The organism is Saccharopolyspora kobensis, from assembly GCF_900108315.1.
Taxonomy (GTDB): Bacteria; Actinomycetota; Actinomycetes; order Mycobacteriales; family Pseudonocardiaceae; genus Saccharopolyspora; species Saccharopolyspora kobensis.
The window spans coordinates 539,230-553,351 of record NZ_FNVB01000005.1 but is presented as its reverse complement, the minus strand read 5'-3'; the positions used below and the strand labels follow the sequence as shown (position 1 = coordinate 553,351).

Here is a 14,122-nt window from a genome sequence, read left to right as displayed (position 1 = left end):
CCGCCCGCAGGCGGGCCCACCGCGAACCAACCCGTATGGAGAAGCACCATGACCGCAACCGACCAGGCGCAGCTCGTGCTCGGCGCCGAGGCGCAGGACCTGCTGTTCCGCGAGGCCCGCACCGCGAACGCGTTCACCGACGAGCCGGTGTCCGACGAGCAGGTCCAGGCCATCTACGACCTGGTCAAGTGGGCTCCGACGTCGATGAACCAGCAGCCGCTGCGGATCGTGCTGGTGCGCTCCGACGAGGGCAAGCGGCGCCTGCTGCCGCACCTGATGGAGGGCAACCGGGGCAAGTCCGAGAAGGCCCCGCTGGTGGCGCTGCTGGCCGCCGACACCGACTTCCACGAGAACCTGCCGCGGGTCTTCCCGCCGAACCCGAACGCGAAGGACATCTTCGCCGACGACGACTTCCGCGAGAAGAACGCGAAGCTCAACGCGTCGCTGCAGATCGCCTACTTCATCCTCGGCGTCCGCGCCGCGGGCCTGGCGGCGGGCCCGATGACCGGCTTCGACGCGGCGGGCATCAACGCGGAGTTCTTCCCGGGCGGCAAGCAGCAGGTCCTGGTGGCGGTCAACATCGGCAAGCCGGCCGCCGAGGGAGCCTGGTTCGACCGCCTCCCGCGCCTCGACTACTCCGAGGTCGTCACCACCGTCTGACGACCACGCTTTTGGGTCCTTGCGTGGCGGTGCGGGTGCGTTCTGCGCCCGCCGCGCATGCGGCACCCGAGCTGGCGACCGGTCGCGCGTCGCGGCTGCGGTTACCGGTCAGGGTGAAGGCTCGTTGAAAACCACCTAGAACGACGAGAACGGCCCCGGTCCACCGAGGTGGAGCCGGGGCCGTTCTGCGCTGGGACTCAGGCGCGGCCGTCGAAGAGGCTGGTGACCGAGCCGTCCTCGAAGACCTGGTGGATCGCTTCCGCGACGAGCGGGGCGATCGACAGGACCGTGAGGTTCGGGAAGCGGCGCTCCTCCGGGATCGGCAGCGTGTTGGTCAGCACGACCTCCTTCGCACCGCAGGAGGACAGGCGCTCCACCGCCGGGCCGGACAGCACCGCGTGCGTCGCCGCGATGATCACGTCCTTGGCGCCGGCGGCCAGCAGCTGCTCGGTGGCCTTGGTGATCGTGCCGCCGGTGTCGATCATGTCGTCGACCAGCACGCACAGCCGGCCCTCGACGTCACCGACGACGCGGTTGGCGACCACCTGGTTGGGCTTGCTGGGGTCGCGGGTCTTGTGGATGAACGCCAGCGGCGTGCCACCCAGGTCGTCGGCCCACTTCTCCGCCACCCGGACGCGGCCGGAGTCGGGGGAGACCACCGTGATCTGCTCGTCCGAGTAGGTGTCCCGGATGTAGCTGGCCAGCAGCTTCTGCGCCATCAGGTGGTCCACCGGACCGTCGAAGAAGCCCTGGATCTGGTCGGTGTGCAGGTCGATCGCCATGATGCGGTCGGCGCCCGCGGTCTTGAACAGGTCGGCGATCAGCCGGGCCGAGATCGGCTCGCGGCCCTTGTGCTTCTTGTCCTGCCGGGCGTAGCCGTAGAACGGCATGACCACGGTGATGCGCTTGGCGCTGGCCCGCTTGAGCGCGTCCACCATGATCAGCTGTTCCATGATGGCGTCGTTGAGCGGGCTGCAGTGCGACTGGATGACGAAGGCGTCGCAGCCGCGCACCGACTCGTCGTAGCGCACGAAGATCTCGCCGTTGGCGAACTTGTAGGCAGCCTGGGGCGTGACCGTTACGTCGAGCTGCTTGGCCACCTCCTCGGCAAGTTCCGGGTGGCTGCTGCCGGAGAAGAGCTTGAGGCTCTTCTTCGGCGTCGCAGACATGGCACTCACGGTCATCGTCCCTCCCCGTTCGACGTCCGGCGTTGGACGTCTTCCGTCGGATTCGTGGTGGGTTCCTTCGCCAAGGCCTGCTGTGCGGCCTCGTCCGCCGGGGTGCCGGAGCGGCGCCTGGCCACCCAGCCCTCGACGTTGCGTTGCCTGCCGCGGGCGACGGCCATCGCCCCCGGCGGGACATCCTGGGTGATCGTCGAGCCGGCGGCGGTGTAGGCGCCGTCGCCGATCTCGACCGGGGCGACGAAGGTGTTGTCCGCGCCGGTGCGGGCGTGCGACCCGATCACGGTGCGGTGCTTGTTCACCCCGTCGTAGTTGACGAAGATCGTGGCCGCGCCGATGTTGGTGCGCGCACCGATCGTCGCGTCGCCGACGTAGGTCAGGTGCGGCACCTTGGTGCCCTCACCGATCTGGGCGTTCTTGGTCTCCACGAAGGTGCCGATCTTGCCCTTCGCGGCGAGCTCGGTGCCGGGGCGCAGGAACGCGAACGGTCCGACGCTCGCGCCCGGCCCGACCTCGGCGCCCTCGCCGTGGGTGCGCACGACGGACGCGCCGGGGTGCACGGTGCAGCCGGTCAGCGTGGTGTCCGGGCCGATGGTGGCGCCCTCGCCGACGGTCGTCCCGGCGCGCAGCTGCACGCCCGGCTCGATCAGCACGTCGCGGTCCAGCACCACGTCGCAGTCCAGCCACACCGAACCGGGGTCGGTGATCGTGACGCCAGCGCGCATCCAGCGCAGCAGCAGGCGGCGGTTGAGCTCGGCACCGAGCCGGGCCAGCTGCACCCGGTCGTTGACGCCCTCCACCAGCCACTGGTCGGCGCACACCAGCGCGCCCACCGGGCGGCCGTCGCCGCGCGCGATGGCCAGCACGTCGGTCAGGTAGAGCTCGCCCTGGGCGTTGTCGGTGGACAGCCGCTTGAGCGCGTCGGCGAGCACCTCGGCGTCGAAGGCGTAGACACCGGAGTTGATCTCGGTGATCGCCGCCTGCTCCGGGGTGGTGTCCTTCTGCTCCACGATGCCGGTGACGTTGCCGTCGGCGTCGCGCACGATCCGGCCGTAGCCGGTGGGCTCGTCGACCACGGCGGTGAGCACGGTGACCGCGTTGCCTGCGCCGGTGTGCTCGGCGAGCAGCTCGCGCAGCGCTTCGCCGTCGAGCAGCGGCACGTCGCCGTAGCTGACCAGGACCGTGCCGGTGAGCCCGGACGGCAGGGCGCTGAGCCCGCAGGACACCGCGTGCCCGGTGCCCAGCTGCTGCTCCTGGACGGCGGTGCTGATCGGGAGGTCGAGCGCCGCGGCCACGCCGTCGAGGTGCTCGGCGACCGCATCGCGACCGTGCCCCAGCACGACCACCAGCGAATCGGGTTCGACTCCGGCCGCAGCCCGGACGGCGTGCTCGACAAGCGGTCTGCCCGCGAGCCGGTGCAGCACCTTCGGGGTCGCCGATCGCATCCTGGTGCCCTCGCCCGCGGCGAGCACGATCGTGCTGACCGGGTCAGGATGTGCGTCGGCGCGGCGGGAGGAGGGCGGGGCGGTGTCGCCCTGGAGCATCTGCGCTCTCCCTTGATCTCTGTGCGGCTTGAGGTGGCCGGCAGTGCCTGTTGCGTCCAAGCGGGTGAAGGGTAACCGGACCGGTGCGGCTGCTGGTCCAGTGCCCCTGCGGGACTTCCGGCGGGTGCGATGGTACCGCTGAACAGGTGGGAGATGAGCTTCGACAGGCGTTCCGAGCTGGGCAAATGTGATCTTCGGAACGGCTCGTCAGTGACCGGTTCCACTCCTCCGCGCGACGGGCGGTGAGCACTTTCGGTCGACCTGTCCGGTTCGGGACGCCCGGGGTCGCCTACTCGATCGGGTTAGAGCGCGTCCGGCGGGATCCACACGGAGTGATCCTCGGAAGGCTGGTTCGGCGGCGGGATCGCCCCGCCCGCGAGCGCCGCCACGCGGTTGCCGCCGCCGCGCTTCGCCTGGTACATCGCGGCGTCCGCGCGCGCCAGCACCTGCGCCGCCGACTCCTGCGGGCGCATCGCGACGACGCCGATCGACAGCGTCACGCCGTGGATGTGCTCCGCGGGCAAGCGGTCCACCGCTTCGACCGCGCGCTGCAACGCGGCCTCGGCCGCGCCCAGCGTCGCGCCCGGCAGGAGCACGACGAACTCGTCGCCGCCGTAGCGCGCGACGAAGTCGTCGGTGCGCAGCGTGTCGCGCAAGGTCAGCGCGACGATGCGCAGCACGTCGTCGCCCTCCGCGTGCGAGCAGCGGTCGTTGACGCCCTTGAACCCGTCGAGGTCGACCAGCGCCACCGTGAGCGGATCGGCGTCGGGTTCGTTGAGCAGCGCCTCCAGCCGGTCGTCGAGGGCGCGCCGGTTGGACAGGCCGGTCAGCGGGTCCTGCAGGGCCTGCCGGGTGATCGCGTCGTGCTTGTGGCTGAGCCGGGAGTGCTCCAGCCTGGTGACCAGAGTGGACAGTCGCGCCTGGCGCATGGTCCACAGCTCGGTCTCCAGCTCCAGCGCGTACTCGCGCAGCGCCTCGTGCACGTCGGCGCTGTCCAGCTGCGTCAGGTGGGCGTACTCGCGGGCCAGCGAGATGCGCAGCGTCGGTTCGGAGGTGTCGGCGTTCAGATCCGCCCTGGTCTCCGAGAGCACCTGCACGGCGCGGTCGCCGCGGTCGGCGCGGGTGAGGCAGCGGGAGAGGGCGATAGCCACGATGATCTTCTCCCGCGGGTGGATCGCGCGGTCGAGGTCGCGCAGTATTTCCAGCCGCTCGATGTGCTCGGCGTGCGGTTGGGCGAGCGCGTGCGCGGCGCCGAGCACCGGCATCTGCTCGGCGGCCGGGCGGTCGGAGACGCGGGGGAACAGCGACTCGCGCCACGGTCCCTCGACGGCCACGGCGATGGCCGATGCGGTGGCGAAGCGGGCGGCGGCTTCCTCGTCCTGCCCGATGCGCTCCAGCCGCAGTCCCCAGCCGAGCAGCATCCGGCACCGGTTGATCATGTGCACCGCGATCTCGTGCGGGCCGCCGCTCTCGCGGATCCGCTGGTGGGCGCGGGCCATCACCTCGTCGGCCATCTCGTAGACGCCGAGCTGGGTGAGCACCAGGCCGATGTCGATCAGCGCGGTGGCCAGCAGCCGCTCCCAGGACCGGCGGCCGAGCGTGCGGTCGGGCACCAGCTCCTCGTCGAGCATGGCCAGCCCGTAGGCGATCTCGGTCAGCGCGGTGTCCTCGCTGCCGCCCAGCAGCGCGCGCCGGCCGCGGAGGGCGCGCGCGTCTGCTTGCAGCACGTCCAGGCCGTGGCGGCGGGAGTGCAGGAGGAGCTCGTCGAGCAGCGGGTCGGCGCTGTCCACCAGGCCCGGCGTGGCCAGCCGCATCGAAGCGCAGTGCCTCAGCAGCTGAGCGACGATCCGGGGCTCACCGCGGCGCTGCGCCTCGGCGAGCAGGTTGTCGGCTTCGCGGATCGTGCTGCGCTGGCCGGCCGGGTCGCTGTGCTGGCCGACGGCGTTCAGTTCGCGCGCGCGTCCCACCAACCACGCGTCGGACACCTCGCTCAGCGTGGTCACCGGGTCTTTGGGCACGGTGGTCGTGTCGTCGCGCAGCGGCGCACACCCCCTGTTCACCTCGCCTCCCGGCTGGTGCGCCTCGCCGCGCGCCGCGTCGAGTCCGGGAGGACCGCTCGCTCCGCCGCCAGGATTCGAACCTGGACCATCGGAACCAAAATCCGAGGTGCTGCCTTTACACCACGGCGGATCGGGCGTCGTCGCCCCTCGGTGCCGGCTTGTGACGCCCGGCACCGCTGCCCGAGCTTACCGGCCCGGGGCGACAGGCGGTGGTGCCCGGCCGACATCGTGACATGGCGATCGGGGCAGGAGGGCGTCGGGCTCGCCGAGCCGCGGGTTCCGGGGCGGTTTCGCACGTAGGTGAGACGGGAATCGCGGAAGTGGGGTTGCGTGCTCGATCACTCTGTTCGGGTGAACGGGGGCGAACCGGACACGCCCGGCCGGGCAAGACACGCCGCGAATTTGCCGCGCGGGGGTGACGATTCGGCATCGAAGAACTTACGCTAGCGTAGGTTACGGTCCCGTAGGGTGGAGGTGTTGCGGGACCGTGCAGCCCGGCGCCGATCGCAGTTTTCCCACCTCCTCAACGCCATTCGAGGTATTGAGCATGACAGCAGCAACCGAGGATGTTGCTCCTCCGAAGGCCGAATCCGGGCCCAAACCGCTGACGACGGGACCCCAGTCCGCTGGGCGTTCGTCCCTCGTGTACGCGTTTCTCCTGATTCCGATGGCCGCGCTGATCGCTTCGATCCCAGTGCTCTGGGGCTGGGGCATCGGGCCGGTCGACATCGCACTGGCCGTGGCCTTCTGGATGATCAGCGGCCTCGGTGTCACGGTCGGCTTCCACCGCTACTTCACGCACGGCTCGTTCAAGGCCAACCGCGGCGTGAAGTACGCCCTGGCCATCGCCGGGATGATGGCGGTGCAGGGCCCGGTGATCACCTGGGTCGCCGACCACCGCAGGCACCACGCCTTCTCCGACCGCGAGGGCGACCCGCACTCGCCGTGGCTGTTCGGCACCTCGGCGGTGGCGCTGACCAAGGGCTTCTGGCACTCCCACATGGGCTGGATGTTCAAGCGGGAGATGACCAACGAGGACCGGTTCGCCCCGGACCTGCTCAAGGACCGCCAGCTCGTGAAGCTCAACAGCCTGTTCGCGGTGTGGACGGCGCTGAGCTTCCTGCTGCCGGCGCTGCTGGGCGGGCTGATCACCTGGTCCTGGTGGGGTGCGCTGACGGCCTTCTTCTGGGCCGGGCTGGTGCGCGTGTCGTTCCTGCACCACATCACGTGGTCGGTCAACTCGATCTGCCACATGATCGGTGAGCGCCCGTTCAAGAGCCGGGACAAGGCGGCGAACTTCTGGCCGCTGGCGATCCTGTCCTTCGGCGAGTCCTGGCACAACTCCCACCACGCCGACCCGACCTGCGCCCGGCACGGCGTGCTGCGCGGCCAGCTGGACATCTCGGCGCGGGTGATCTGGTTCTTCGAGAAGGTCGGCTGGGCCTGGAAGGTCCGCTGGCCCAACGAGAAGCGCCTCGCGCGGATCGCGGTCACCGAGTACAAGGGCTGACCTTCTCCGATTCCGGTGGTCGCCTTGCGCGGCGGCGCCGGTGGCGCAACCTCAGAGGCCGCCTGGCTGCGGGATCCCGTTCTTGCGTGCGGGCCCGTCCTCGCCAGGCGTCCTCTGAGAACCCGCGGCGGTGCCGGTCGCGAGGGTGGGTGCGCGCCTCCGACGCATGCGACATCCAGCTCCCGGTGCCGATCGCCCTTCGCGGTCGCCCTTCACTGCTGAAAATGGCTGGCCCGGCTTGCCCGACACCGTGCGTGCTGTCGGATCGAAGTCGAGAAGTGCCCGTTCGGCGGTTGCCGAGCGGTAATTTTTTTCGCGCGGGTCGGCACACAGCTGTCGGTCTTGCCGCCTAGGGTGGTGCGAGTGGTATCACGGCGACGCGGGCGGAACGCGCCCGAACCGGGAGCGCAGCCTTCGGGGCGCACCGCACGGGTCCGGATGACGGGGAAGGAACGTCGGCAGCAGCTGCTCGACGTGGCCCGCGCGTTGTTCGCGGAGAAGGGCTTCGACGGCACCTCCATCGAGGAGATCGCGCACCGCGCCGGGGTGTCCAAGCCCGTGGTGTACGAGCACTTCGGCGGGAAGGAAGGCGTGTACGCGGTCGTGGTGGACCGCGAGATGCGCAACCTGCTGGACCTCGTCGTCTCCGCGCTGTCGGCGGGGCATCCGCGCGACCTGCTGGAGCAGGCGGCGCGGGCGCTGCTGGACTACATCGACAACAACACCGACGGCTTCCGCGTGCTGGTCCGGGACTCGCCGGTGGCCAGCAACAGCGGCACCTTCTCCAGCCTGCTCAACGACATCGCCAGCCAGGTCGAGCACATCCTCGCGCTGCAGTTCAGCGCCCGCGGCTACGACGCCAAGCTGGCCCCGCTCTACAGCCAGGCCCTGGTGGGCATGGTCGCGCTGACCGGCCAGTGGTGGCTGGAGGCGCACAAGCCGAAGAAGGAAGAGGTGGCCGCGCACCTGGTCAACCTCGCCTGGAACGGTCTGTCCCACCTGGAGCACAAGCCCCGCCTGTCCACCAAGTAGCCGTCGACTGGCCGGCCACCGTGCGCGACCCCGGGCCACCAGCGGCCCGCGACGCTCCCGGTCCGCAATTTCAATGGAAATTGCACGTCCAATTTCCATTGAAATTGCGCAACTTCCGACATGTCGTCGGCGTGTCGGGAGGCGACACGCCGACGGGGTGCGATTTCCATTGAAATTTGATGGTTGATTTCCATTGAAATTGCGGAGGTCGCTCTCCGGGGGGCGGGGTGTCGATCTGGCGTGTCGGTGGTTCGGGGGTCGGGCTGTTCGGGCGTCGGGTCGCTGGGTTGGTGTCCGGGCGGAGTCGTAGTCTGGGGTCGTCGCTCCTCCCGGCGTGACGTTTCCGTCCCGGGCAGGGGTGTGTCCGCATTTCGCGATCTCTGCTGCGAGGTAGCTCCATGAGCCAGGCCGGTCCCCTGCGCGGACTGCTCCACATCGTGCTGCGCGATCCCGCGTTCCAGCAGGTCGTCAAGGCCGCCGGCCGACCGCGGCTGGTCCTGGAGGGCCCGGTCGCGGCGCGTTCGCTGACCGCCGCGTCGCTGGCCGCCGCGGACGGCGCCGACCGCCCGGTGCTGCTGGTCACCGCCACCGGCCGGGAGGCCGAGGAGGCCGCCGCCGCGGTCTCCGACCTGCTCGGGCCCGGCGGAGTGGAGGTGTTCCCGTCCTGGGAAACGCTGCCGCACGAACGGCTATCCCCGCGCGCGGACACGGTGGGCAGGCGCCTGTCGGTGCTGCGCCGCCTCGCGCACCCCGAAGAGCACGCGCACGGCCAGGTCAAGGTTCTCGTGACGACCGTGCGCAGCCTGATCCAGCCGATCGCACCGGGCCTGGGCGAGCTCCGCCCGGTGCGGCTGTCGGTCGGCGTCGAGCACGACTTCGAAGAGCTGGTGGAACGGCTCTCCGAACTGGCCTACGACCGGGTCGACATGGTCGAGAAGCGCGGGGAGTTCGCGGTGCGCGGCGGCATCGTCGACGTGTTCCCGCCGACCGAGGAGCACCCGCTGCGGGTGGAGTTCTGGGGCGACGAGGTCACCGAGATCCGCCCGTTCGCGGTCGCCGACCAGCGGTCGCTGGCGGAGGCGCAGGACACCGAGCTGTTCGCCCCGGCCTGCCGGGAGCTGCTGATCAGCGACCAGGTCGCCGAGCGCGCCGCGAAGCTCGCCGAGCAGCACCAGACCGACACCCACCTCGCGGAGATGCTCGGCAAGATCGCCGGCGGCGCGCCGGTGGAGGGCATGGAGGCGCTGATCCCGGCGCTGTGCGAAGGCGAGATGCAGCTGCTGACGGATCTGCTGCCGACCGGCACGCACGTGCTGCTGGCCGATCCGGAGAAGATCCACGCCCGCGCCGCGGACCTGGTGCGCACCGGCCAGGAGTTCCTGGAGGCGTCCTGGATGGTCGCCGCGGACGGCGGCAAGGCGCCGATCGACCTCGGCGCGTCGGCCTACCGCAGCCTGGCAGAGGTCGCCGAGCACACCGTGTCCGCCGGCCTGCCCTGGTGGCCGCTGACCCAGCTGACCAGCGAAGAGGGCGAGGACGACGAGGTCATCCGGCTGGTCCTCAAGCAGGTCGACGCCTACCGCGGCGAGATCGAGCGGGCTTTCGCGGACCTGCGCGCGCACACCGCGTCGGGCGGGGCGGCGATGCTGGTCGTGGCGGGCGCGGGCACCGCGCAGCGTGCGGTGCAGCAGCTGCGTGAGGCCGAGCTGCCTGCGCGGCTGGCCGAGGACGGGCTGGAGACCGAGCCCGAAGCGGGCGTCGTCACGGTGGTGCGCGGCGGGCTGGAGGACGGCTTCGCCGCGCCCGGCATCGCGCTGGTGGTGCTCACCGAGGCGGACCTGACCGGCGGTCGCGGCGGGACGTCCACCCGGGACATGCGGCGGATGCCGTCGCGGCGGCGCAACGCGGTCGACCCGCTGGCGCTCAAGGCCGGCGACTTCGTGGTGCACGAGCAGCACGGCATCGGCAAGTACGTGGAGATGGTGCAGCGCACCGTCGGCGGTGCCACCCGCGAGTACCTGGTGCTGGAGTACGCGGCGAGCAAGCGCGGCCAGCCCGGCGACCGGCTGTTCGTGCCCACCGACCAGCTCGACGAGGTCAGCCGGTACGTCGGCGGCGAGACGCCGACGCTGAACAAGCTCGGCGGGTCGGACTGGAAGAACACCAAGGCCAAGGCCCGCAAGGCGGTCAAGGAGATCGCCGCGGAGCTGGTGCAGCTCTACGCCGCCCGGCAGTCCTCGCCCGGGCACGCCTTCGGCGCCGACACCCCGTGGCAGCGGGAGCTGGAGGACGCCTTCCCCTACACCGAGACCGGTGACCAGCTGGCCGCCATCGACGAGGTCAAGGCGGACATGCAGCGCCCGGTGCCGATGGACCGGGTGATCTGCGGCGACGTCGGCTACGGCAAGACCGAGATCGCGGTGCGCGCGGCGTTCAAGGCGGTGCAGGACGGCAAGCAGGTCGCCGTGCTGGTGCCGACCACGCTGCTCGCCCAGCAGCACCTGAACACCTTCACCGACCGGATGCGCTCGTTCCCGGTGAACATCAAGGGCCTGTCCCGGTTCACCGACCCGATGGAGTCCGAGCAGACCATCAAGGGCCTGGCCGACGGCGAGGTCGACATCGTGATCGGCACCCACCGGCTGCTGCAGACCGGCATCCGCTACAAGGACCTGGGGCTGGTGATCGTCGACGAGGAGCAGCGCTTCGGCGTCGAGCACAAGGAGCACATCAAGGCCCTGCGCACGCACGTGGACGTGCTGACCATGTCCGCGACGCCCATCCCGCGGACGCTGGAGATGAGCATGGCGGGCATCCGCGAGATGTCGACCATCCTCACCCCGCCGGAGGAGCGGCACCCGATCCTGACCTACGTCGGCGCCTACGACCAGAAGCAGGTCGCCGCCGCGATCCGCCGTGAGCTGCTGCGCGACGGCCAGGTGTTCTTCGTGCACAACCGGGTGCACGACATCGAGAAGGTGGCGCGGCAGCTGCGCGAGCTGGTGCCGGAGGCGCGGATCGTCACCGCGCACGGGCAGATGAACGAGGACCGGCTGGAGAAGATCATCCAGGGGTTCTGGGAGCGCGAGCACGACGTGCTGGTGTGCACCACGATCGTGGAGACCGGGCTGGACATCTCCAACGCCAACACGCTGATCGTGGACCGCTCCGACCTGCTCGGCCTCGCCCAGCTGCACCAGCTGCGCGGCCGCGTCGGGCGAGCGCGGGAGCGCGGCTACGCCTACTTCCTGTACCCGCCGGAGAAGCCGCTGACCGACACCGCGCACGACCGGCTGGCGACCATCGCGCAGAACTCCGAGCTGGGCGCGGGCATGGCGGTGGCCATGAAGGACCTGGAGATCCGCGGCGCGGGCAACATCCTCGGCGCCGAGCAGTCCGGGCACATCGCGGGCGTGGGCTTCGACCTGTACGTCCGGTTGGTCGGCGAGGCGGTGGACGCTTTCCGCAAGCACGCGGGTGCCGAGCCCGGCGAGGCGGAGGAGGAGCTCACCGACGTCCGGGTGGACCTGCCTCTCGACGCGCACATCCCGCACGACTACGTGCCGGGCGAGCGGCTGCGCCTGGAGGCCTACCGCAAGCTGGCGGCGGCCGCCGACGAGGAGGCGCTGGAAGCGGTGCGCGCCGAGCTGACCGACCGGTACGGCCCGCTGCCGGAGCCGGTGGAGCGGCTGCTGAAGGTGGCTCGGTTCCGGCAGCGCTGCCGGGAGCACGGTGTCCGCGAGGTGACGTTGCAGGGCGCGTCGCTGCGCTTGGCGCCGCTGGAGCTGCTGGATTCCAAGCAGGTGCGCCTCAAGCGCCTGTACCCGAAGGCGGTCTACAAGCCGGCCGTGCGCACGGTGTCGGTGCCGCGCCCGACGGAAGGTGCGGCCGGCGGCCGCATGGGCGCCCCGCCGCTGCGCGACGACGCCCTCCTGGAGTGGTGCGAGAAGTTCCTCGCCGACCTCACCACGGCTCCGGCCCCGACCGCCTGAAGTTCCGTTTCCGCTGGCCAACTGCCGTGAGTGCTTTGGGGTGCTATAGCCCCCCAAAGCACTCACGGGTCGCCACCAGCGGAAACCGGGCGCTGCTCGGGCGCTCGGCGTTGCGGATCTCGTCCTGAGTTGCCGAGATCGGCAGGTGGCGTGACCGTTGATCCGGTTCCGCATCGGTCACGAGGAGGCGCTGATCATGCCCAGGAAGGCCTCTGAACCGGACAAGGCTCGCCCGGACATCCCGCGGTCACCGCAAGCCTTCGCCGCCGCGCACCGCACCGATCTGCTGGTCTTCGGCGTCACCGCGGTCATCACGCTGGTCTTCGTCGGCTGGGGCGTGATCTCCACCGAGTCGCTGGCCGTGGTGTCCAACTCGCTGCTGTCCTGGCTGGTGACCAACATCGGCTGGGGCTTCGTGCTCGCCTCCACCGGCTTCGTGGTGTTCGCGCTGTGGCTGGCGTTCAGCCGCTACGGCGCCATCCCGCTCGGCAAGGACGACGAGGCGCCCGAGTTCCGCACCGTGTCGTGGATCGCGATGATGTTCAGCGCGGGCATGGGCATCGGGCTGATGTTCTTCGGCGTGGCCGAACCGCTGGCGCACTTCGTGGAGCCGCCGCCCGGCACCGTGGCGCCGCTCAGCGACGCGGCGGTGGAGACCGCGATGGCCACCTCGCTGTTCCACTGGACGCTGCACCCGTGGGCGATCTACGCGGTGGTCGGGCTGTCCATCGCCTACTGCAGCTTCCGGCGCGGCCGCAAGCAGCTGATCAGCGCGGTGTTCACGCCGTTGATCGGCAAGCGCGGTGCGGAGGGCCCGATCGGCAAGCTGATCGACATCCTCGCGCTGTTCGCGACGTTGTTCGGCTCGGCGGCCTCGCTCGGGCTGGGCACGCTGCAGATCCGCAGCGGCATGCAGGCGGCCGGCTGGATCGGCGCGGTCGGCAACACCGTGCTGGTGCTGATCATCGTGGTGCTGACGGTGTGCTTCATCGCCTCGGCGGTGTCCGGCGTGTCGAAGGGCATCCAGTGGCTGTCCAACATCAACATGGTGCTGGCCGCGGTGCTGGCGGTTTTCGTGTTCGTGGTCGGCCCGACGGTGTTCATCCTCGATCTGCTGCCCACCACCATCGGCGTCTACCTGCGCGACTTCGGCGAGATGGCCTCGCGATCCGGCGCCACCGGCGGTGCGGCGATGAACGACTGGTTGTCCAGCTGGACGATCTTCTACTGGGCGTGGTGGATCTCCTGGACGCCGTTCGTCGGCATGTTCATCGCCCGCATCAGCCGCGGCCGCACCATCCGCCAGTTCGTCGGCGGTGTGATCCTGGTGCCCAGCGTGGTCAGCCTGGTGTGGTTCGCGATCTTCGGCGGCAGCTCGATCAACGTGCAGCAGCGCGGGATCGACGTCTACCGCAGCGGTGGCGAGGAGGCGCAGACCTTCCGGGTGCTGGAGACGCTGCCGCTGTCGACGATCACCACGGTCCTGGTGATGGTGCTGGTGGCGATCTTCTTCGTCTCCGGTGCGGACGCGGCTTCGGTGGTGATGGGCACGCTGTCCCAGCGGGGTTCGATCGACCCGAAGCGGTGGATCGTGGTGTTCTGGGGCGCCGCGACGGGCGCGGTGGCCGCGATCATGCTCATCGTCGGCGGCGAGGACGCGCTCAGCGGCATCCAGAACCTGACGTTCCTGGCATCGGCCCCGTTCGCGGTGGTGATGGTGCTGCTCTGCGTGGCGCTCCTGAAGGACCTGCGCGAGGACCCGATGATGCAGCGCGAGGAGAAGGGCGCCCAGGTCCTGGAGCAGGCGGTCATCGCGGGCACCGAGCGCCACGGCGGCGACTTCCAGCTGGAGGTCGGCCCGGTCGAGGACGATCCCGACGACGAGTCGCGGTGAAGGGCGCCTCCGATCCCGGAGGTGCCCTCCACCTGCCGCTCCCCGGTCAGTCCTCGGCGGTGATGGCCGCGGCCGGGCACATCGCGACCGCCTGGCGGACGTCCTCGGCCAGCTGTTCCGGGGGGTTCGCGTCGAGCAGCACGACGACGCCGTCCTCGTCGCGCTGGTCGAACACGGCCTCGGCGGTCAGCACGCACTGGCCGGACCCGACGCACTTGTCCTGGTCCACGGTCACCTTCATGTCGTCCT

General features: G+C 70.5%; 9 protein-coding genes and 1 tRNA gene. 5 read left to right on the top strand and 5 right to left on the bottom strand.

The window, feature by feature from the left end:
* The first annotated feature begins 48 nt into the window (after window positions 1-48).
* Window positions 49-660, top strand: coding sequence for a malonic semialdehyde reductase (locus C4T78_RS19455; RefSeq protein WP_093349662.1), 612 nt, complete (start codon window positions 49-51; stop codon window positions 658-660).
* A gap of 197 nt (window positions 661-857) precedes the next feature.
* Here the strand turns inward: C4T78_RS19455 and C4T78_RS19450 are convergent, their stop codons facing one another.
* The 4 genes from C4T78_RS19450 to C4T78_RS19435 form a co-directional block, all read right to left on the bottom strand.
* On the bottom strand, window positions 858-1,838 hold the full coding sequence (locus tag C4T78_RS19450) for a ribose-phosphate diphosphokinase (RefSeq protein WP_177247511.1): 981 nt from the start codon (window positions 1,836-1,838) through the stop codon (window positions 858-860).
* A gap of 2 nt (window positions 1,839-1,840) precedes the next feature.
* Window positions 1,841-3,385, bottom strand: coding sequence for a bifunctional UDP-N-acetylglucosamine diphosphorylase/glucosamine-1-phosphate N-acetyltransferase GlmU (gene glmU / locus C4T78_RS19445; RefSeq protein WP_093349656.1), 1,545 nt, complete (start codon window positions 3,383-3,385; stop codon window positions 1,841-1,843).
* Window positions 3,386-3,687: 302 nt separating this feature from the next.
* Window positions 3,688-5,445: a GGDEF domain-containing protein gene (locus tag C4T78_RS19440; RefSeq protein ID WP_374703884.1), complete on the bottom strand. Its 1,758-nt coding sequence runs from the start codon at window positions 5,443-5,445 to the stop codon at window positions 3,688-3,690.
* A 59-nt stretch (window positions 5,446-5,504) separates the two neighbouring features.
* Window positions 5,505-5,575 (bottom strand) — tRNA-Gln (locus tag C4T78_RS19435).
* 417 nt (window positions 5,576-5,992) lie between these two features.
* Here C4T78_RS19435 and C4T78_RS19430 point away from each other — a divergent pair.
* The 4 genes from C4T78_RS19430 (at window position 5,993) to C4T78_RS19415 (ending at window position 13,873) form a co-directional block, all read left to right on the top strand.
* Window positions 5,993-6,955 carry an acyl-CoA desaturase gene (locus C4T78_RS19430; protein WP_093349653.1) on the top strand — a complete coding sequence of 321 codons (963 nt, stop codon included), beginning with the start codon at window positions 5,993-5,995 and terminating at the stop codon, window positions 6,953-6,955.
* A gap of 438 nt (window positions 6,956-7,393) precedes the next feature.
* Window positions 7,394-7,987, top strand: coding sequence for a TetR/AcrR family transcriptional regulator (locus C4T78_RS19425; protein ID WP_093155753.1), 594 nt, complete (start codon window positions 7,394-7,396; stop codon window positions 7,985-7,987).
* Between the two features lie 398 nt (window positions 7,988-8,385).
* The gene (gene mfd, locus C4T78_RS19420) at window positions 8,386-11,979 is read left to right on the top strand and encodes a transcription-repair coupling factor (RefSeq protein WP_093349651.1); all 3,594 of its coding nucleotides are present in this window, start codon (window positions 8,386-8,388) and stop codon (window positions 11,977-11,979) included.
* 196 nt (window positions 11,980-12,175) lie between these two features.
* The gene (locus tag C4T78_RS19415; RefSeq protein ID WP_093350144.1) at window positions 12,176-13,873 is read left to right on the top strand and encodes a BCCT family transporter; all 1,698 of its coding nucleotides are present in this window, start codon (window positions 12,176-12,178) and stop codon (window positions 13,871-13,873) included.
* 46 nt (window positions 13,874-13,919) lie between these two features.
* Here C4T78_RS19415 and C4T78_RS19410 read toward each other — a convergent pair whose 3' ends face one another.
* Entirely contained in the window at window positions 13,920-14,114 is a 195-nt protein-coding gene (locus C4T78_RS19410; protein WP_093156000.1) for a ferredoxin, read from the bottom strand.
* Window positions 14,115-14,122: the final 8 nt, after the last annotated feature.